This is a genomic window from Nonomuraea sp. NPDC049141 (genome assembly GCF_040648415.1).
In the GTDB taxonomy this organism is placed as follows: Bacteria; Actinomycetota; Actinomycetes; order Streptosporangiales; family Streptosporangiaceae; genus Nonomuraea.
Map to the genome: position 1 here is coordinate 94,980 of NZ_JBEZDR010000020.1, position 18,419 is coordinate 113,398.

Below are 18,419 nucleotides of genomic sequence, written 5' to 3' on the forward strand. Positions count from 1 at the left end.
CTCCGTCAGGGAGCCTCGAACCCGGCCTTGGTCAGCACGTCCTTGCCCTGTGGCGACAGCACCAGGTCGACGAACTGCTTGGCCAGGTCACCCGCGGGCGCCTTGGTCAGGGTGACGATCGGGTAGTCGTTGATCGCCTTGTCCGCCTCGGGGAAGGTGATGCCCTTCACCTTGCCCGCCGAGGCGATCACGTCGGTCGTGTAGACCAGCGCGGCGTCCACCTCCCCGAGTTCGACCTTGGTCAGGGTGGCCTTGACGTCCTGCTCCAGGGTGACCGGCTTGACCTTCAACCCGGCCGCGTCCAGCGCCTTGATCGCCGCCGCACCGCACGGCACCTGCTCGGCGCACAGGGCGACCTTCACCTTGGGGTCGGTCAGGTCTTTCAGATCGTCCACCTTGGCCGGATTGTCGGCGGGTACGGCGATCTGCAGCTTGTTGCGGACGAACGTGGTCGGCGCGCTCGCCAAGGAGGCGTCGGTCACCGTCTTCATGGTGGCCGGACTGGCCGCGGCGAACACGTCGGCCGGAGCCCCCTGGGTGATCTGCTGGGCCAGCGTCGCGCTGGAGCCGAAGTTGAACTTCACCGTGGTGCCCGGGTGGGCGGCCTCGAAGGTCTTGCCGAGCTCGGTGAACGTACCGGTCAGGGACGCGGCGGCGAACACCGTCACCTCCTTGGCCCCGCCACCGGCAGACGCCGAAGCCGAGGCGGAGGTGCCGGACGTGGCCGGTTCGCCGGAGCCGCAACCGGCCAGGCCCGCCAGCGTGAGCGCGACGGGCACGGCGATCGCCCACCGGGAAAGACGCCTGAACACCAATGTGGCTCCTTACTGGCTGCCGGCCACGCGTTCGTGGCCGGGAATCTCGACGACGACGTTGGTGGACTTGATCACGGCGACCGCCACCACCCCCGGCTCCAGACCCAGCTCATCAGCGGCCTGACGGCTCATCAGCGACACCACCCGGTACGGTCCCGCCGCGATCTCCACCTGCGCCATCACCGCGTCCCTGATCACCTCGGTCACGATCCCGCGAAAGCGATTACGCGCCGAGGACCGGCCACCATCGCCGGCCGACTCGATCTGCGCACGAGCGAAGGCAGCCAGATCCGCACCGTCCAGACGCCGATGGCCGTGCTCGTCCCGCCCGGCCGCCAGCCGCCCCGCGTCCACCCACCGGCGCACGGTGTCGGAGCTGACCCCGAGCAACGCGGCGGCCTCGCTGATCCGGAACGTCGTCACAAGCAATCACCATACCCTTCGCACATTCCAGGCTGAAGACCGGTAGTTCGCCGCAAGCGCGGCACGATCACTAGTTTTGCCATGGCATCCACGACACCTTCACCCGCCCAAAAAGGCCCTCCGCTTCGCTCCGGACGTTCTTCCCCCCACCCGTCACCCGATTCGGTGGTTGGCCGTTTGATGCCCACGCTCCCAAAAGGTCCTCCGCTACGCTCCGGACGCTCTCCCAGGCGGGCTGACGCCCGCCCCCTGAAAGACCTCGCTCCGCTCGGACCGCCTGCCAAGCACGCTTCGCCGGACTGGCTGGACGGAGCGGGACAAGATGGACTCGAAACCGGCACCAAGTCCTATCCCTCGCACCCACCCGCCGATCAGGAACGCATCACTGATTTCGCGGGTGAGTAGTAACAGCACCCCGGGCCTCGCACACCTGGTCTGGCTGCGCGATCGCCGGCAAGCATGACCAAGGGGAGAGCATGGCGGGTCGAGGTTGGCGGCTATGGTCGCGCCGACGGCAGCGGTCAGCGCACCGATGAGGACTGGGCCTCCTGCGACCAAGGTTGCTCGCCACCTCACGCCACCTGCGGCGCACCTTCAGGCGCGCCCGTTCGCTGTGCGCGGTGAATCGCTCGCCCGGTCAGAACCCGGACCGCGAACGCGACCTGCCAGAGCCCGATGAAGAGCGTCGGCAACCGCTCGAAGAAGCCGGCCGGAGAGTCTCCGCCATCGTGGCCTTGAGCCGCCGCGACAGTCGCGAAGAACGCTGCGACCGCAACGAGGGAAACGGCGCCGCTGGCGATCGAGAAGACGGACCAACCGCGAAGCGGGCGGCGCGCGGCGACGAAAGCGGCGGCCGAAAACGCCACGAACACCACCAGGGCGCCGAGATTGTGCACGGTGCCGCCCAGGGTGACAACGGCAGGCTCACCGGCCGGGAAGCCGAGGATCGGATCCGTTCGGAACGGGCCGATGAGGATGAGGCCCACCCCGGCGGCGACGAGGAGCGCATATCCCCGCGTGTTGACGGCACCCGAACGTCTGAGTCCTTCGGCGAAGCACAGCGTGAGCACTCCGTAGAGCACGAAGTTGGCGATCTGGAGCCAGCCGTGGGGGGCCAGGCTGAGCGCGCTGATGGTGTCGTGCCAGGAGCTGTAGCCGGGCTGTGCCGCCCCGTTGACGAGGTACGCCGTGATGAAGATGACCGGACCGGCCGCACCCAGGACCAGCGGAATCTGTGTACGAGGTATGCTCATGCGTACATCGTACACAGACTAAAATACGTTGTACTCATCAGAGAGGAAGCGGCATGACATCCCTTTGGGAGCGGCTCGAAGAGACCGCTACCGCGGCACGGCAGGCCCTGTCCGCCCAGCGGATCGCCGTGGCAGCGGTGGCCATCGCCGACGCCGAGGGGCTCGACGCCATCACGATGCGACGCCTCGCCACCGAGTTGGGCGTCGCTCCGATGTCCGCCTACCGTCACGTGGCGGGCAAGGACGATGTCCTGGAGCTGATGGTCGACCTCGTCTACGGCGAGGTGAATCTCCCGGACGGTGCCGGTTGGCGGGAGACCCTGCGCGCACTGGCCATGGGCGTTCGCGCCCTGGTGCTGAAGCACCCTTGGCTCACCCGGCTCTCCGCTTCGCAGATGGTGTACGAGCTGACGCCCAACCGGATGGCCCTCACGGAGCGAGCGCTCGGCGCGCTGCACAGCCTGAACCTCGACGTTGACACGGCAATGACCGTTTTCCGCACTGTCGCCGCCTACGTGCACGGTGCCACCGGCGCCGAGATCGGTCTACGGCAACTGATGGACGATCGAGGCTGGACCAGCGGCGACGAGACCCGGGCGGGGCTTTCCGCACAGATGACCTGGCTGTTGAACACAGGCCGCTATCCGGCGTTCCAACGCTACGTCCGTGAAGGCGCTCGCAAGGATGACCTGCAATGGCAGTTCGAGACCGGGCTCGAACACGTCCTCGACGGCATCGCCGCCCGCCTCGCCTCGTGAACGTGGGCATCATCGGGCAGGCCGCCGGCCTGTTCGCCGTCACCAACATCGACGACATCGTGATCCTCGCCCTGTTCTTCGCCCAAGGGGCCGGGCACCGCGGCGCCACCTCGCGGATCATCCTGGGCCAGTACCTCGGGTTCACCGCCATCCTCGCCGTCGCCACCGCAGCCGCCTTCGGCGCCACCTTCCTGCCCGAGCGCGTCATCCCCTACCTCGGCCTGCTACCCCTGGCCCTGGGCCTCAAGGCCGCCTGGCAGGCATGGCGCGACCACGTCAACGGCGAGCACGCCGACGACGAGCAGACCAAGACAGGCGGCCCCAGGGCACTGGAGGTCGCCGCGGTCACCTTCGCCAACGGCGGCGACAACATCGGTGTCTACGTCCCCGTCCTCGCCACCGCCGGTCTCGGCGGGATGAGCGTCTACGCGGTCGTCTTCCTTGTTCTGGTGGCCGTGTGGTGCCTGGCGGGCAGGTTCTTCGCCACCCGGCCCGTCATCGCCAAGGCCCTCAGCCGATGGGGCCACCTCCTCCTGCCCATCGTCCTGATCGCGCTCGGCCTGCTCATCCTCATCCAAGGCGGCGCCTTCCGCCGCTGAATCAGTCAAGGCGGATGATCAACATTTCGTTCAGCGCCGCCCCGCCGAGACGGCCATGACGGTGAACGGCGCTCGCCTGCGCATCATCAGTGGCCCGTTCACCAGCGCGGCCCGTGTCATTGAGAGAGCGTCGGGCGGGCGGCCCTTGCCCAGCTCGGACGCCTCCCACGGCCACGTCCCCACGGCCACGTCCCCACAGCCATCGCCGCCGCCAGGGCACCGTCGGGCGGCGGCGCTTCTAGCGCGGCCGCCCGACGGGCGAGCGAGGTGGGATTGATGGGCAACGCTCACCCCGGCCGGGTGACGGTCATGGTCCTGCCTTCGGGAAGGGAAACTTCGGTTCCACCATGCCGGGCTGCGGCAATCGCGGCAACAGCCCGGTTCCGAAGGGCACCTGACCGTAGGGCACGTACTGGGTGGGGTCGACGTAGCCGCGGTTCACGTGGCTGAAGAAGGCGCTCGGCGTGTTGGTGGTCACCTCGTACATGCGCAGCGTCCTGATGGCCACGAAGTCCGGCATGTCCTTGCCGGTGACCGTGAAGAAGTGCTGGTTGATGTCGGGGTGGTTGGCGGCGGCCCGCTCCACGGCCTTGCCGACGTTGATCCGCCCGAGGAATCCGCCCTTCGGGTTGAGCGCGGCGTCCATCTCCGGCTGGCTCAGGTACCGGCGCATGTCGTCCGGGTTCTTGGTGAAGTGGTCGCGCAGGTTGTTCACCACGCGCTTGAGCGTGTCGAGCGGGCTCTCGCAGCCGACCGAGGTGAGGATCTCGTCCTCGTCGCACATGTCGCCGGCCACGCGCAGCGAACCAGGAGGCTGGGCGCCACCGCCCAGCGCGTCGGTGGCGGGCTCGGGCGTGGGCGCCTTCACCACCTTGACCGGTTCGGTGGCCGGTGCACCGGCGGCGTCCGGCACGTTCACCGGCAGCGCCTCGGGCGGCGCGAGGGCCGCCGGGGTGGTCGGGTGGATCACCGGTCCGGCGTCGCGCACGGCCCGGTCGTGCATCCGCCACAGCGACCGGGTGGTGTCGCCCACGACGTCGTTGGTGCCGTCGGTGACGGTGGCCGGGCGGCGGATGCCGTCGGATATGCGCTGTTTGGGGTCGGCGTATCGGGGACGGCGCAGCCCCTCTTTGATCTTGCGGGCGTTCTTCTTCGCGTCCTGCTCGGCCCTGTGCTTGGCCGCCGCCGTCCTGGCGCGGGCAGCGGCGATGGCGCGGGCCCGTGCGGCCGCCGCCTGTTGAGCGGGAGTCGGGCCGTTGTAGCCGCTCCCGCCGCTCCCGCCACTCCCACCGCCCGAGCCGCCGGAACCTCCGGAGCCGCCGCCGAACCAGACCCACGGCGGGGGCATCCAGAAGTACGCGGATCCGCCCATCAGGTAGTAGATCTTGTAGAGCTGGCCGAGCGGCGTGAGGTTCTGGCAGGTACGCAGCATCTCCAGGAACGCCGACCAGCAGTCGGAGGTCCACCCGGTCCGGGTGCTGCAGTGCCCCGAGGGATCGGCGGCGTCGAGTGGCCCGGCGTCGGCGTAGGTGTAGCGGTTGCCGGCGACGGAGTCGGGCAGCGGGTCGAGCGTGAGGTCGTCGCGGCTGTCGAACGTCCCGGTCTGCGGGTCGTACCAGCGGGCGCCCATGTCGACGTGCCCGGTGCCGGGGTCGGTCCAGTCCCCCTGGAAGCCGACGGGTGGGACACCGCCCCGGCTCGCGGTGACCCTGCCGAAGGGATCATAGGCGGCCGAGTCGTCCAGGCCGGACAGGGCGGCGCCGGGGACGAAGCCGCCGACCTGGTCGCCGTGCTTGTCGGCGAGCGCGACCTGCCCGCCGGACCCCTGGCCGTAGGCGAGCAGTTCCTCCGCGGGACCCCGGGCGTAGCGGAACGTCCCGTCGCTCGTCGGCTCGTCGCCGGTCCCCGAGTACGACAGGCGCGCGCCGTCACGCGTGGCCAGCCGGTCGGGCGTCGCCGGTCGTCAGCGCGGCCCCGAACCTGTCGCCCGACGTCGCCTGTTCGGCCGCCCCGGCCTCCTGCAGCCAGAAGGCCGTGCCCAGCTTGCTCGCGGCGCCAGGGAAGATCACGACAGAGCCGCTCTTCAGGTCGGCGCCCAGCACCTCGCCAGGAACGCCGACGGCGAGGTCGGCGTAGCCGTCCTTGTCGAAGTTGCCGACGGCGAGCGCGGTGCCGAAGTTGTCGCCGGCCTCGTTGCCGCCCCCGTTGCCCTCCTGCGTCAGGCCGAAGCCTGCCGCCTTGCCGGACGCGGCCCCCGGGATGACGTAGATGGCGCCACTGCCTGCCGGGTCGGACCCCGGTGCCTCCGCCGGCGCGCCCACCACGAGGTCGGCGTGCGAGCTGCCGGTCACGTTGCCGGTCGCGAGCGCGGCGCCGAACCGGTCACCGGCCTCGGTACTGCCGCCGGCGTCCTCCTGCTTGGCCGTCCATCCCCCGACGATCCCGCTGGAGGAGCCCTTGTACACGAAGACGGCCCCGCCCTTGGCGGTCTCCTGGTAGGGGACCTCACCCGGCACCCCGATGGCCAGGTCGGCGTAGCCGTCGCCGTTCAAGTCGCCCGCCGCCAGCGCGGCGCCGAAGTTGTCACCGGCCTCGTTGCCGCCGCCGCCGGTCGTCTGGTCGTACCAGTTGCCGTTCGACAGCCCGCCCGAGCCGCCGGGGAAGACGGCGATCGAGCCCGCGTTCGCCGCCGAGCCGACCGCCTCGCCCGGCGAGCTCACGGCGAGATCGGCGTACCCGTCCTTGTTGAAGTCGCCCGCCGCCAGCGCGGCCCCGAACCGGTCACCCGCCTCAATGCCGCCGACCCCATTGGCCTGCGTGATCCGGGTGCCCGGCGTGACCAGGCCGTTCGCCGACCCCTTGAACACCGTGACGCTCCCGCCCGCCACACCTCCCACGGTGTCCTGGGGCGCGCCCACGGCCACGTCGGCGTAGCCGTCCTTGTTGAAGTCACCGCTCACCGCCGTCGCGCCGAACCTGGCCCCGGTCGTGGCGGTGGCAGGGGCCGCCACCCGGCGGGTGTACAGGTCGGCGGCTGTACAGGGCGTCGCGGCGTGCGCGGCGGCGGGCGCCAGGCCCGTCACGGTCTCGGACGCGATCGTCGCGAGGACGCATAACCAGACGAGCGGACGATAACGGGCCATTGATCCGACCTCCGCCTAGACAGGGACTGAACCCCGGCGAAGATATCCAGGACGAGGAGGTCAGGGCGTCAGCCACAGGGTGGAAAACCCCCTACACCCAACGGCATACACCTTGTCAACGAACGCGGTAGCCCTTCCGGGCTCCGGTGAAGCGTTCGGGGCGGAAGTCCTTCAGGACCGGGTGCCTGGCGCCGGTGAGCACTTCGTACGCGGTGAGCTCGCCGGCGATGAGTCCCAGCGTCGCCCCGGAGTGCGTGAACGCCACATGGCAGCCGGGCACCGCCTGGAGTTCGCCGAACACCGGCTGGCCGTCGCCCGGCACGGGTTTGCGCCCGAGCTTCCACGAGGCCGCCTCAAGCGAGATGTCCCCGTCGAACAGGGCGGACGCTTCGGCGACGAGCTCCTTGACGTAGATCTCGTCGATCGAGCAGGTGCCGTCCTCGTGCTCGACGATGTGATCTTCGTACCAGCTGTGGTCGATCGCGAACGTCGACCCGGGATTGGGCCGCATCGCCGCGCGCGGAGTGTTCAGCACCGTCGTGACCTCGGTGCTGACCGGCTCGGTGATGACGAGCATGGACAGCGGGGACCCGTCGGGGAGCTCCACGCCGAGGTCCGCGAGCACGGCCGGCGTCTGCGCGCCGCAGGCGACCACGACGGCGTCACCGCGCCATGACGTGCCGTCGGCGCCGGTCACTCCTCGCGCGCGGCCGTCCCGCACCGTCACCGAGCAATGCCCGGCGCCGGTGACGATCTGCCCCCCGAGGCGGACCAGTTCGTCCGCCAGCTCCTGGATCAGGTGGGGGAGGGACACCCAGCCCTCGCCCGGATTGTGGATCGCGAGTTGCCCGCTCGGCCCCGCCTGGACGCCGGCGACCCGGCGGCCGACGTCCGCGCGGTCGACGAGGTGTGACTCATAGCCGTTCGCGACTTCGTGCGCGTGCTGTGCGCGGACCGCCTCGGTTCTGTGAGGGGTCGGCCACCACAGGCCGCCGTCGAAGCGCAACCACTCCCGGGCCGGGTCGGCGGCGAACAGGGTGCGATAGCGGTCGATGCCGAGCAGGCGCAGGAGATGGTACGAAGGGGACCGCGTCCCCGCCGAGTTGAGCCAGGACAGCGAACGTCCCGACGCCCCGCTGGCCAGTTCCGCCTCGGTGACCAGGACGACCTCGGCGCCCCCGCGTACGAGGTGCACGGCGGTGGACATGCCGAGGATGCCGCCTCCGAGGACGATGACCCGTTGAGCCGCGGTCTGGTCTGCCATGTGTCTCCTCACTTCTTCGAGCAGGCGTGGGCCGCTCGCGGAACGCCTACACCATCGCCAAATAATCAGCGAGCTCTTCCGCCGACGAGGTCGAGATCCCCACATAGCCATCCGGCCTGACCAGCGTATGCCGCTCGTCACCGTACGGCTCGGCCAGCTCGTACGCCCGCACCTCTGGCCCGTTCACCACAAGAGGTGCGGGATCAGGCGACAGCAGCGTGAAATGCGTCCCCCGCAACAGGTCGAACATCCGCGCCTCGCTCCCGTCGGCCAGCCGCACCCGGCCGTCCGGCACCCGGTCCCCGCCGCGCCGGGCCAGCGAGCCGCCCCGATAGCTCACCAGCAGCTGATGGGTCTCCTCGTCGCGTTTGTAGGACTTCTTGTCGTGCAGGTCGGTGCTGAGGCCGAGCACGCGGGCGGCAACCGGCCGGCGCTCCTCCTCGTACGTGTCGAGCAGCGCCTCCGGTGCGCCGGCGAGCACCCGGGCGAGCTTCCAGCCCAGGTTGTAGGCGTCCTGCACGCCGGTGTTGAGGCCTTGCCCACCCGCGGGCGAGTGCACGTGGACGGCGTCCCCGGCGAGAAAGACCCGGCCGGACCGGTAGCTGTCGGCCAGGCGGATGTTCACCCGGTACAGGGACGACCACAGCAGCTCGGTGATCCGAACCCCGCGCAGCATCGACCGTTCGGCGAAGATCTGCTGGTAACCGGACAGCGTCAGGTCCGGCGCAACGCCCGGCTTCAGCGGGGCGAGCATCTGGAAGGTGTCGGTGCCGGCCATCGGATAGAGCGCCACCATTCCCTTGTCAGGCCGGACCCAGACATGGATGTGGTCCCGGCCGAGCCCCTCGATCCGCACGTCGCCAAGGACCATTCGCTCCTCGTCGCGGGTCTGCCCGGTGAAACCGATGCCGAGCGCCTTGCGGACGCGGCTCTTGCCGCCGTCGGCCGCCACCAGGTAGTCCGCCCGCAGAGTCTCCCCGGTGCCCAGCCGGGCCGTCACCCCGCCCGCGTCCTGCTCGAACCCGGTCAGCTCGACGCCCTGCTCCACCTTCCCGCCCAGCTCGGCCAGCCGCTCACGCAGCACGGCCTCGGTGCGCCACTGCGGATGCATCATCACCATCGGGTACGGCACCGCGTCCGTGGGGGCGGTGAGCTTGTGCATCCGGCCCTGGTACACCGGCACCCTGCCGATTCTCACCCGCAGCGGCGGATAGAGCGTCGTGGCCGCGTGAACCCGGTCGATCACCCCTAGATCATCCAAAACCTCCTGCGTACGGGGCTGCAGCCCCTTGCCCTTGGAGCCACCGGTGGGCTCCGACGCCTGCTCCACGATGCGGCAGTCGACGCCGCGCCTGGCCAGATCCACGGCGAGAGTGAGCCCGGTGGGTCCGCCGCCGACGATGAGAACGTCCGTCTTCTCGGTCATGGCGCGACAGTGCCGGCCCGTACTGCCAGATCTCTGTCATCACCGGGCTCGCCGCTGTCATCGTCCGTGTCCTCTTATGTCGGACAGGACCGCGGGAAAGCCTTAGCGGGGTGCGGCGAAGGGAGGGGGACAACCGTTCGCAGGAGGGTGAAGATGTGACGACGGAGACGCGCGAGCAAGAGGACGACGACGAACTCGTCGCCCGCTTCCGGCTGGACGCGGAGGAGTTCACGGCCGTCTACGACCGTTACTTCCGCGAGGTGTACCTGTACGCGGCCGGCCGCCTGGACGTCCAGGTCGGGGAGGACATCGCGGCGGAGACGTTCTGCCTGGCCTTCCGCGACCGGGAGCGCTTCGATCCCGCCCGTGGAGGGATCCGGCCCTGGCTGTTCGGCATCGCCACGAACCTGATCGCCCGCCACCGGCGCAAGGAAGCCCGCCACTACCGGGCACTGGCTCGTACGAGCGCCGAACCTCCCGCCGACAGCCACGAGGAGCGCGTGATCGACTCGGTCATGGCACAACACATGAGATCCAGCCTGGCCGGGGGCCTGGCCGCGCTCAATCGGGGCGAGCGCGACGTGTTGACGCTGATCTACCTGGCGGAGCTCACACACCAGGAGGTGGCCGATGCCCTCGGCGTCTCCTACGGAACCGTCGGCTCCCGGCTCAACCGTGCTCGGAACAAGATCCACCGTGAGATGGCCAAGGAGGACAACAATGGATGACCTACGCGAGATCGGCACCCTGCTCGCCAAGCCCGACCCATCCCCCGAGACGGTCGCCCGGCGGCGCCGGCAGTTGCGGGCCGACATGGGCCGCCACGCTCCCAAGCGACGGGCACGGTGGTTCCTGATCCCCCTGGCCGCCGCGGCCACTGCCGCCGCGCTCGTGATCGCGTCCAGCCGTTTCGGCGACTCTCCGCCATCGATCGAGAGTGGGCGGGACGTTCTGCTCGTCGCCGCCGCCACCGCGGAGCGCACTCCCGAGGGCTCCGGGACGTACTGGCACATCACCATCACCCACGAGGGGCATCCGCTGGAGCAGTACTGGTACCGGCGAGACGGTCAGTTCTGGCTCAAAGGCAAGGGGCTGAAAGGCGATGGCAGGCTCTTGAAGTTCCCCGGAGAGCCTATGCCGTTCGCGGTAGGGCCGCTGCGCATGCGCTTCGATGAGCTGCGGCGGCTGCCTGACGACGAGAACGCCCTGTACACCCGGCTACGGTCGGCTGTCGCCGAAGCCGACGTCCGCACCAGCGCGGGCGTGCCGAGCGCCGCCGAGCAGGACGGCTTCGCCGTAGAGACGTTGCTCTCGCTGATCAGCGAGGCGCCGGTCTCGCCCCAAGTCCGCGCGGCCGCCTACCGAGCGCTCGCCGCGCGGCCGGGGGTCGTGGACCTCGGTGAGGCCGACGGCGGGCGACGCCTGCAGATTCCGATGGCTCACGGTCTGGAAACCGTGGTCGTGGACCCGAACACCGCGAGGGTCCGCAACACACCTGTCTGGGCTCTCCTCACCGGAGGAATCGCTTCCAGCCAGGACGGCGGGGTGACGATCGACGCCGAGTGGACAGACCAGCTCCCCGCTGAATGATACTTCTCGTATGTCCTCCGTGATCTCCAGCGTGCTCTCCGTGGCCGGGATCTCCGTTCTCGCCCTCTACCTGGCGTGGATGATCATCGCGAACCTGCCCCGCCGGGATCGGGCGACGTCGCACGGGCTGGCCGATCGCACGGGTGTGGTCGTCTATTGGCGGCCCGGCTGCAAGTACTGCATGAGGCTGCGCATGCGGCTGCGCTTCACGCGGTGGCGGCACGCCGAGGTGAACATCTGGCGAGACCCCGATGCGGCGGCGTTCGTCCGCTCGGTCGCGGACGGGAACGAGACCGTGCCGACCGTGACGGTGGCCGGAAAGGCGATGGTGAACCCGTCGAAGCGCCGGCTGTTTGCGGCGATCAGGACGGATGCCCCGCACCTGCTGTCTCAGGGCCCTTCCTCGCGGAAATAGGCCTGGGTCCTGGCATACTGCCCGGATGTCCGACTTCACCGCCTTTTTCGCCGCCGGACGCGCCGCCCTCCTGTCGGGCCGCGCCACCTACGACCGGCCGATGGTGGAGGGAGCGGCTCGCTGGGGAGCCACCACGATCCTGCGGCCCGTCGGTACGGTGCTCGACCGGCTGGTGGAGCTGGCCCAGCAGGCGGGCACGGTAGCCGGCCCAGGGCACTGGGCGCACGGCGCGGACTGCCTGCACGTCACACTGCGTTCCCTGGAGCCCTACCGGTCCGTCATCCCCGCGGACGATCCGCTCCGGCGGGCTTACGTGGACGCTCTGCAGGAGGCGGCCGCGGGGTTGCCGCCGGTCCGGGTGGAGCTGCGGGGGGTGAGTCCCCATGCGGGTGGGGTGCTCGCCTGCGGACATCCGGCCGACGACACGCTGGTCACCCTCCAGAAGCGGTTCGCGCACGGGCTGGCCGCTCGCGGGGTGCGCGACCTCGAACACGCCCGTGTGCGTGATCGCTGGTACGTCAGCCTCGTCCACTTCGCCGAGCCCGTGCCCGTCGCCACGGCCGAGGCGATCGTCGGTTGGTGCGATGAGCGGGCCGACCTGCCAATCGGCGTCGCGGAGCTCGGCGCGGCCGAGATCGTCCAAGCCGTCCACACCGGGACCGGCGTGCGGCTGGACACACTGGAGCGGGTCCCGCTGAGGTGGGCGCCGGCGCGCGCCCCCGAGCCGCGCTGACGCCCACCGGCCCGCACGCGCGGCCCAAGGCCACCGCGCGGCCCCACGGACAGCGCCTACCGCACCAGCAGCGCGGTGACGAACTGCAGCAGATGCCAGGCCACATAAGCGCTGAGCGAGCAGAACGCCCACTCCTTGGCCCGCGAGATCCGCGACACCCGCCGCAACACCTCGACCGGCTCCCGCTGCGGCCGAGCCGTGATGGCCAGGAAGTACGCCGACACCAGCCAGGCCGCCCCCGACGCGGTCACCAGGCCGAGTGAGAGGGCCAGCAGCGGTCCTGATGCGGGCATCGGGTCAGCCGGGGAGAGCTGCCGGTACCAGAAGGCGAGCACTCCGGTCAGCACGGAGACGGTGATCCGCCGGTCCTTGCGCGCCTGTCGCTTGAGCCAGTGCAGGTCCCGACTGAGCCAGCGCAGGTCTCGACGCGGCTGGTTTCTGAGCATCCGGTTCACCTCCGTTGGAGTAGCTGGTGGTACCAGCTAACGGCAGGAGCCCGGTCAAGATCTGCGACCTCAGGTCGCAAAATTTACGACATTTGGCGGAGTTCGGCGGAGGCTTTCTTGAGTTCGAAGACATCGCCCACCTCTTCCAGGATGCGTACCGCCTCCCTCAGGTTGGCCACGGCCTCGGCCCGGTCGCCGGCCCGGTGGGCGATCAGGCCGATGGCCCGCAACGCGCAGCCCAGGTCGCGCCGGGTGCCACAGACGAGATGCACGTCCCTGGCCTGCGAGGCGAACGTCAGCGCCTCATCGGGCCGGTCCAGGTCGAGCAGGATCATGGCCAGCGTGGTGAGCGCCGCCGCCCAGCGGTCCTTGGTGGCGCTCTCGTTCTGCAACTCGACCGTCTCCCTGGCGTACTCGAGCGCGGCGGCCGTCTTGCCCGCGACGTGCAGGGCCTGCGCGATCGACAGCAGCGCGCTGGCCTTGTTGTCGCGTACCTCCTCCCGGATCTCCAGCGACGCCTTGGCGGCGCGCAGCGCGTCCTTGTGCCGGTCCAGCGACAGGTACGTGTAGGCGAGCGTCTCCTGGACGTCCGCCTCGGCCCGGCGGTTGCCCATGCCCTGGACGAGGTCCAGCGCCTCCAGCGCGTGGACGAACGCGACCTGCGGCAACCCCTGGCGCCGCCGTACCCGCGCCAGCCGGTTGAGCATCCGGGCCTCCACGGGCAGGTCGCGGATCTCCCGGCTGATGGCCAGCGCCTGGTTGAGGTAGTCGTCGGCGCGCAGGTAGTCGGCCAGCCGCCAGTGCACCAGCCCGATGTCGCCGAGCGTCTCGGCCCGTCCCTGCTCGTGATGGAGCTCCCGCTGTACGGCCAGCGCCTGCTCGTAGTGTTCGAGGGCTTCGTCGTAACGGGAGCCGTTGCGCGCGATGCGGCCCAGCGCGCACAGGGCCCGGCCGCAGCCGTGCTGGTCGCCGGTGGCCGTGTACCCGGCCAGGGCCCGCTCGGCGTCGCGCTGCGCGTCGTGCGGCAGCCGGAGCGAGTCGTAGATCTCGGCCAGGCAGAGCAGCGTCTCGGCCTCGCTGTGCTCGTCGCCCAGGTCATGGCAGATCGCCAGGGCCTCCAGACCCTCCGACAGGGCCGCGTTCAGCTCGCCCAGGTGGTGCTGGACCCGGGCCAGGATGATCAGGCTCTGGGCGGTGCCGTGCAGGTCGCCGAGCTGCTCGCGTACCTCCAGCGCCTGCCCGGCGTGGTGCAGCGCGAGCTCGTGCCGTTCCTGGGACAGGTGCAGGCGCGACAGCGAGTGCAGGCAGTCGGCGACCCCGGCCAGGTCGCCGATCTCCTCATAGAGCTCCAGCGCCTCGCCCGCGCACTTGAGCGCGTCCTCGCTGTTGCCGGCGATGCCGTGTACCTCGGCCAGGTCGTTCAGGGCGCGGGCCCGGCCCACGCGGTCGCCGAGCGAGGTGAAGTCGGACAGAGCCTCGCCGATGTAGCGGGCGGCCTGGGTGGACGGGCCGATGTCGCGGTGTATCGAGCCGAGATGGCTGCGCATCAGCGCGATCGCCCGCCGGTCGCCGATCCGCGCCGCCGAGTTGAGCCCGATCTGCTGGATCTCCAGGTCGTTCTGGTAGTAACGCAACCGCCTGAACGGCTCGAACACCGCCTCGGCCAGCCGCCATGCGGCGTGGTGCGCGCCGGTCTCCTCCGCCAGCCGTACGACGGAGACCAGCGGGCGGCGCTCGGCCCCGAACCACGCGCGCGGCGTGGCCGGGTCGGTCGCCATGCCCAGGTAGTGGTCGAGCAGCCGGACCCTGGCCTCGCGCACGCCGGCCTCCGCGTGCCTGCCCAGCTCCCTGGCCAGCCGCTTGACCAGGTCGTGCACGCGATAGCGCGGCCCGGCCATCGGCTCGATCAGGTACGCCCGGTGCAGGCCCTCGACCGCGATCACCGCCTCGCCGACGGAGGTGCCGAGCGCGGCGGCCAGGACCTCGGGCGTGAAGTCCTGACCGGGCAGCAGCCCGACGTGCCGGAAGGCGCGCCGCTGGGGCGGGGTGAGCGACTCGTAGGCCAGGTCGAGCGCGGAGCGGAAGGCGTCCTCCGGGTCGCCGGAGAGCGGCTGCCGCCGGTCGGGCCCGCGCAGCTCGCGTACCCGCGACTCCACGCTGAGCCCGGGGTCCTCGGCGAGCTTGGCCGCCGAGATGCGCAGCGCGAACGGATGGTACGAGCAGACCCTGGCCAGCTCGGCCAGCGCGTCACGGTCGGCGGCCCGCGGCGACTCCTCGCCGAGGACCGCGACCAGCAGCGCGACGGCGTTGCCCGGATCGAGCACGGACAGGTCCATCAGGTCGGCGTGTCCGGTGGCGCGCAGCGGGGCCATCCTGGTCCTGCTGGTCACCAGCACGACGCAGTCCTTGCTGCCCGGCAGCAGCGCCCGCACCTGCGCCGGGTCGGCGGCGTTGTCCAGGATGAGCAGCAGCTTCCGCCCCGCCAGCCGGCTGCGGTACAGCAGCATCAGCTCGGCCTCGTCGGAGGCGGGCATCTGCTCGCCGACGCCGAGCGAGCGCAGGATCTGCCCGAGCGCCTCGGCCGGGGTCATGGGCGGCTGGCTGGGCGACTGGCCGCGCAGGTCGATCACGATCTGCCCGTCGGGGAACCGCCGCGCCTGCTGGTGCGCCCAGCGCGTGACCAGCGCCGTCTTCCCCACGCCAGGTAACCCCTGGACGACCATCGTGTTCGGCCGGCGCGGCCGTTCCAGCCATGAGCTGAGCAGGTCGAGGCTCTGCTGCCGCCCGGTGAAGTCGGACACGTCGGCGGGCAGTTGAGCGGGCCGGGGCACCTCCCCGGTGGGCAACGCCTCGACCGGCGCGCCCGGCCGGGTCAGGAACGGGGTGACCCGCCCCTCCCAGGGAGCGGACAAGTGCTCCCAGGCCCCGGCGACGCCGCGCAGCGCCGCCGCGTCGGAGATCCGCAGCCGCCGGTACCCGGGCCGGACCAGCCAGCCCCGCCGAACCCACTGAGTGAGCTGCCGCTGCACCACATCGGGCGCGCTGCCCACCAGATCGGCCAGCGTCTCCATGGACAGGGGCGGCGCCGACTCGCCGGCCAGCCCGTAACGCTCGTCCAGGTGCAGCAGCCACACGGCCAGCCGCGCGGCGACGGGCGCCCGGGCCAGCGCCTCATGCCTGCGGGCGGCGACGTCCCTGGCGAACAGTTCCTGCACCAACGCCATGGCCACAGCCGTATTGGCCGCGGCGTGTTCCCGCAACGCCCGCACATCGATCGGCCACGCCCGAACCTCGGTCAGCGCGTCGATCCGCACCCGCTCGGCCGGGCTCCAGAACGCCAATTCGCCGACGAGATCACCGTCGGCGCGCAGATCGTGAATGCCTTCGCGCTCGCCGCCCGCCAAATATTCCCGCGCATAGCCGTAATCGATGACAAATACTCGGTTGGCGGGCCGCAATACAGAGCAAATATTTTCGTTACGCCGGAAAATCCGGGGCCGCGCGCCTTCTTCGACGAGCGACCGAAAGATCCCCACCCCGACACCACCCCCCTCGGGACGGCGGTGTCCGCGACGAAACAGCCCACACGACATGACAGCGACACGACCGCCAAGGGCCGTCCTGTCACATCAGTGGAACCCTGGGGATCGCACCTGTCAACCGCTGTGCGGGGAAGATCACGCGTGGGCAGGCTCCGTGCGGTCGGGGACGAACCGGTAGCCCACGTTGCGGACCGTGCCGATCAGCGACTCGTACTCGGTGCCCAGCTTCGCGCGCAGCCGCCGGACGTGCACGTCGACCGTCCGGGTGCCGCCGAAGTAGTCATAGCCCCAGACCTCCTGCAGCAGCTGGGCGCGGGTGAACACGCGGCCCGGATGCTGCGCGAGGTATTTGAGCAGCTCGAACTCCTTGAACGTCAGATCGAGCACCCGCCCCCGCAGCCGCGCCGTATAAGTCGCCTCATCGATGGACAGATCGCCGCTGCGGATCTCGTCCGGAACATCCTCGGCCTGGGTCGTCCGGCCGATGGCCATGCGCAGCCGCGCCTCCACCTCGGCCGGCCCCGCGCTGTCGAGCAGCACGTCGTCGACACCCCACTCGGCGGTCATCGCGGCCAGCCCGCCCTCGGTGACGATCACCAGCAGCGGGCAGTCGATGCCCGTCGTGCGGATCAACCGGCACAGGCTTTTGGCCTGCACCAACTCCTTTCGGGCGTCGACCACAACCGCGTCCGCGGGCGGCGTGTCGATCAGCGCGGACGCCTCGGCCGGCGAGACGCGGACCGAGTGGAGCAGCAACCCCAGTGCCGGAAGCACCTCGGCGGATGGCTCAAGGGCGTTGGTCAGCAGGAGCAGGTTGCTCATATCGGCCTCCTCAAACACACAAGGACCCGGGGGCTTCATCGCCCAGGTCCTGTAGGCGAGGATATCCCACGCGAACGTCGCGTCCATTGCGCGTCCAACAGATGAACAGCGTAAACGATGGGTCGCGGATGTTAACGCGGTCCCACAATGGAGCTGAGACGAATGTGAGGTGGCCATGGCCACGGGAAAGGTACGTTATTGGGCCGCGGCGAAAGAGGCGGCCGGAGTCGCCGAGGAGCCGTTCGACGCGGTCACACTTGGTGAACTCATGACCAAAATCACACAAAATCGTGCCGAGCTGGCCCGCGTGGTCGGCCGTTCGTCGTTCCTGGTCGACGGCTCGCCGGTGGGCAAGCGGGCCCATGAGGAGGTGATCCTGGGCGACGGAGCGACGGTCGAGGTGCTGCCGCCCTTCGCCGGGGGGTGATCGGACGCTTGGCCGGGGAATGAGGCATCCCAGTCGATAAGCTCATGATCCCCCGTTGTGAGAAGGATGTCCGATGCGCAAACTGATCATTTTCCTGATCGTGCTGGTCGTTCTCCTCGCCATCGTCGATCGAGTGGCGGTCGCCGGAGTGCAGCGCGACCTCGCCAACCGGATCGGTGCCGCAGCCGACCTCAACAGCACGCCAACGGTGACTATTGAGGGCATCCCATTTCTCACACAGGCAGTCTCCGGAAGGTATCCAGAGGTACGGTTCAATCTCGGCACTCTCACCTACGGGGGAGTTCCGGTGAAGAACCTGCAGGGCGTCGCCTACGACGTGACCGCCCCGCTGGCCGACGTGCTCCAGAACAGAGCCAACGTCCGGGCCGGGCGCCTGACCGTCCGCGGCACTCTGACCAGGGCGACGATCGACAAGTACGCGCCGCAGGGCGTCAAGATCTCCGGGAACGGCCAGCGGCTCGTCGCGTCGGGTGAGGTGACGGTAGGGGTGAGCAAGGTGAAGTTCAACGCGGAGCTGCGCGTCCAGGTCACCGACGGGGGCATCAAGCTCCAGGCGGAGAAGATCCAGGGTGTGCCCGCCGCGCTCGCGCAGTTCGTGACGTACACGATCCCGTTCAAGGGGAAACTCCCGTTCGACGTGAAGGTGACAGGAGTGAAGAGCGTGGCCGAAGGATTGGAGTTCGCTGCCGAAGCGTCTGACGTGCCGCTCCGTGGATGACTTCGAACCGGTCAGCCCCGCCGT

19 protein-coding genes are annotated in these 18,419 nt (G+C 70.1%); 8 read left to right on the forward strand and 11 right to left on the reverse strand.

Annotation, left to right across the window (positions count from 1 at the left end; translation table 11 throughout):
* Positions 1 to 5 precede the first annotated feature (5 nt).
* The 3 genes from modA to AB0B91_RS45400 all read right to left on the reverse strand — a co-directional run bounded on the left by modA (position 6) and on the right by AB0B91_RS45400 (position 2,491).
* Complete coding sequence (modA, locus tag AB0B91_RS45390) at positions 6 to 815, reverse strand: molybdate ABC transporter substrate-binding protein (protein ID WP_358334532.1); 810 nt, start codon at positions 813 to 815, stop codon at positions 6 to 8.
* Positions 816 to 824: 9 nt separating this feature from the next.
* Positions 825 to 1,238 (reverse strand): helix-turn-helix transcriptional regulator, encoded by a 414-nt coding sequence (locus tag AB0B91_RS45395; protein WP_358334536.1) that lies wholly within the window; start codon positions 1,236 to 1,238, stop codon positions 825 to 827.
* A gap of 572 nt (positions 1,239 to 1,810) precedes the next feature.
* On the reverse strand, positions 1,811 to 2,491 hold the full coding sequence (locus AB0B91_RS45400; protein WP_358334539.1) for a DUF998 domain-containing protein: 681 nt from the start codon (positions 2,489 to 2,491) through the stop codon (positions 1,811 to 1,813).
* Positions 2,492 to 2,544: 53 nt separating this feature from the next.
* Between AB0B91_RS45400 and AB0B91_RS45405 the strand changes: the two genes are divergently transcribed.
* Together AB0B91_RS45405 and AB0B91_RS45410 are read left to right on the forward strand one after the other, a co-directional pair.
* The gene (locus AB0B91_RS45405) at positions 2,545 to 3,249 is read left to right on the forward strand and encodes a TetR/AcrR family transcriptional regulator C-terminal domain-containing protein (RefSeq protein WP_358334542.1); all 705 of its coding nucleotides are present in this window, start codon (positions 2,545 to 2,547) and stop codon (positions 3,247 to 3,249) included.
* Entirely contained in the window at positions 3,186 to 3,848 is a 663-nt protein-coding gene (locus tag AB0B91_RS45410; RefSeq protein WP_358334544.1) for a cadmium resistance transporter, read from the forward strand. Before AB0B91_RS45405 ends, AB0B91_RS45410 begins: the two co-directional genes overlap by 64 nt.
* A gap of 30 nt (positions 3,849 to 3,878) precedes the next feature.
* Here AB0B91_RS45410 and AB0B91_RS45415 read toward each other — a convergent pair whose 3' ends face one another.
* From AB0B91_RS45415 to AB0B91_RS45435, 5 genes are all read right to left on the reverse strand, one after another.
* On the reverse strand, positions 3,879 to 4,031 hold the full coding sequence (locus AB0B91_RS45415; protein WP_358334547.1) for a hypothetical protein: 153 nt from the start codon (positions 4,029 to 4,031) through the stop codon (positions 3,879 to 3,881).
* 124 nt (positions 4,032 to 4,155) lie between these two features.
* On the reverse strand, positions 4,156 to 5,790 hold the full coding sequence (locus tag AB0B91_RS45420; protein ID WP_358334995.1) for an RHS repeat-associated core domain-containing protein: 1,635 nt from the start codon (positions 5,788 to 5,790) through the stop codon (positions 4,156 to 4,158).
* Positions 5,777 to 6,991: an FG-GAP-like repeat-containing protein gene (locus AB0B91_RS45425; RefSeq protein WP_358334550.1), complete on the reverse strand. Its 1,215-nt coding sequence runs from the start codon at positions 6,989 to 6,991 to the stop codon at positions 5,777 to 5,779. The genes AB0B91_RS45420 and AB0B91_RS45425 overlap by 14 nt, the downstream gene beginning before the upstream one ends.
* 115 nt (positions 6,992 to 7,106) lie before the next feature.
* A complete protein-coding gene (locus tag AB0B91_RS45430) occupies positions 7,107 to 8,255 on the reverse strand; it encodes an FAD-binding oxidoreductase (RefSeq protein ID WP_358334553.1) in 1,149 nt (382 codons plus the stop codon).
* Between the two features lie 46 nt (positions 8,256 to 8,301).
* On the reverse strand, positions 8,302 to 9,681 hold the full coding sequence (locus tag AB0B91_RS45435) for an FAD-dependent oxidoreductase (RefSeq protein ID WP_358334556.1): 1,380 nt from the start codon (positions 9,679 to 9,681) through the stop codon (positions 8,302 to 8,304).
* Between the two features lie 155 nt (positions 9,682 to 9,836).
* Between AB0B91_RS45435 and AB0B91_RS45440 the strand changes: the two genes are divergently transcribed.
* The 4 genes from AB0B91_RS45440 to AB0B91_RS45455 are packed head-to-tail and all read left to right on the forward strand — an operon-like array spanning position 9,837 to position 12,419.
* Positions 9,837 to 10,409 (forward strand): RNA polymerase sigma factor, encoded by a 573-nt coding sequence (locus AB0B91_RS45440; RefSeq protein ID WP_358334559.1) that lies wholly within the window; start codon positions 9,837 to 9,839, stop codon positions 10,407 to 10,409.
* Positions 10,402 to 11,271 (forward strand): hypothetical protein, encoded by an 870-nt coding sequence (locus tag AB0B91_RS45445; protein ID WP_358334562.1) that lies wholly within the window; start codon positions 10,402 to 10,404, stop codon positions 11,269 to 11,271. The genes AB0B91_RS45440 and AB0B91_RS45445 overlap by 8 nt, the downstream gene beginning before the upstream one ends.
* A gap of 10 nt (positions 11,272 to 11,281) precedes the next feature.
* A complete protein-coding gene (locus AB0B91_RS45450; protein ID WP_358334564.1) occupies positions 11,282 to 11,686 on the forward strand; it encodes a glutaredoxin domain-containing protein in 405 nt (134 codons plus the stop codon).
* A 25-nt stretch (positions 11,687 to 11,711) separates the two neighbouring features.
* Entirely contained in the window at positions 11,712 to 12,419 is a 708-nt protein-coding gene (locus tag AB0B91_RS45455) for a hypothetical protein (protein WP_358334567.1), read from the forward strand.
* Between the two features lie 56 nt (positions 12,420 to 12,475).
* Here the strand turns inward: AB0B91_RS45455 and AB0B91_RS45460 are convergent, their stop codons facing one another.
* The 3 genes from AB0B91_RS45460 to AB0B91_RS45470 form a co-directional block, all read right to left on the reverse strand.
* A complete protein-coding gene (locus AB0B91_RS45460; RefSeq protein ID WP_358334570.1) occupies positions 12,476 to 12,865 on the reverse strand; it encodes a hypothetical protein in 390 nt (129 codons plus the stop codon).
* Between the two features lie 83 nt (positions 12,866 to 12,948).
* A complete protein-coding gene (locus AB0B91_RS45465) occupies positions 12,949 to 16,269 on the reverse strand; it encodes a tetratricopeptide repeat protein (RefSeq protein ID WP_358334573.1) in 3,321 nt (1,106 codons plus the stop codon).
* A gap of 273 nt (positions 16,270 to 16,542) precedes the next feature.
* Positions 16,543 to 17,229 carry a response regulator transcription factor gene (locus AB0B91_RS45470; protein ID WP_358334575.1) on the reverse strand — a complete coding sequence of 229 codons (687 nt, stop codon included), beginning with the start codon at positions 17,227 to 17,229 and terminating at the stop codon, positions 16,543 to 16,545.
* Positions 17,230 to 17,404: 175 nt separating this feature from the next.
* On the opposite strand from AB0B91_RS45470, the gene AB0B91_RS45475 reads away from it, so the two are divergent.
* On the forward strand, positions 17,405 to 17,656 hold the full coding sequence (locus AB0B91_RS45475; protein ID WP_358334577.1) for a MoaD/ThiS family protein: 252 nt from the start codon (positions 17,405 to 17,407) through the stop codon (positions 17,654 to 17,656).
* 73 nt (positions 17,657 to 17,729) lie between these two features.
* Positions 17,730 to 18,395 (forward strand): DUF2993 domain-containing protein, encoded by a 666-nt coding sequence (locus tag AB0B91_RS45480; RefSeq protein WP_358334579.1) that lies wholly within the window; start codon positions 17,730 to 17,732, stop codon positions 18,393 to 18,395.
* The last annotated feature ends 24 nt before the right edge of the window (positions 18,396 to 18,419 follow it).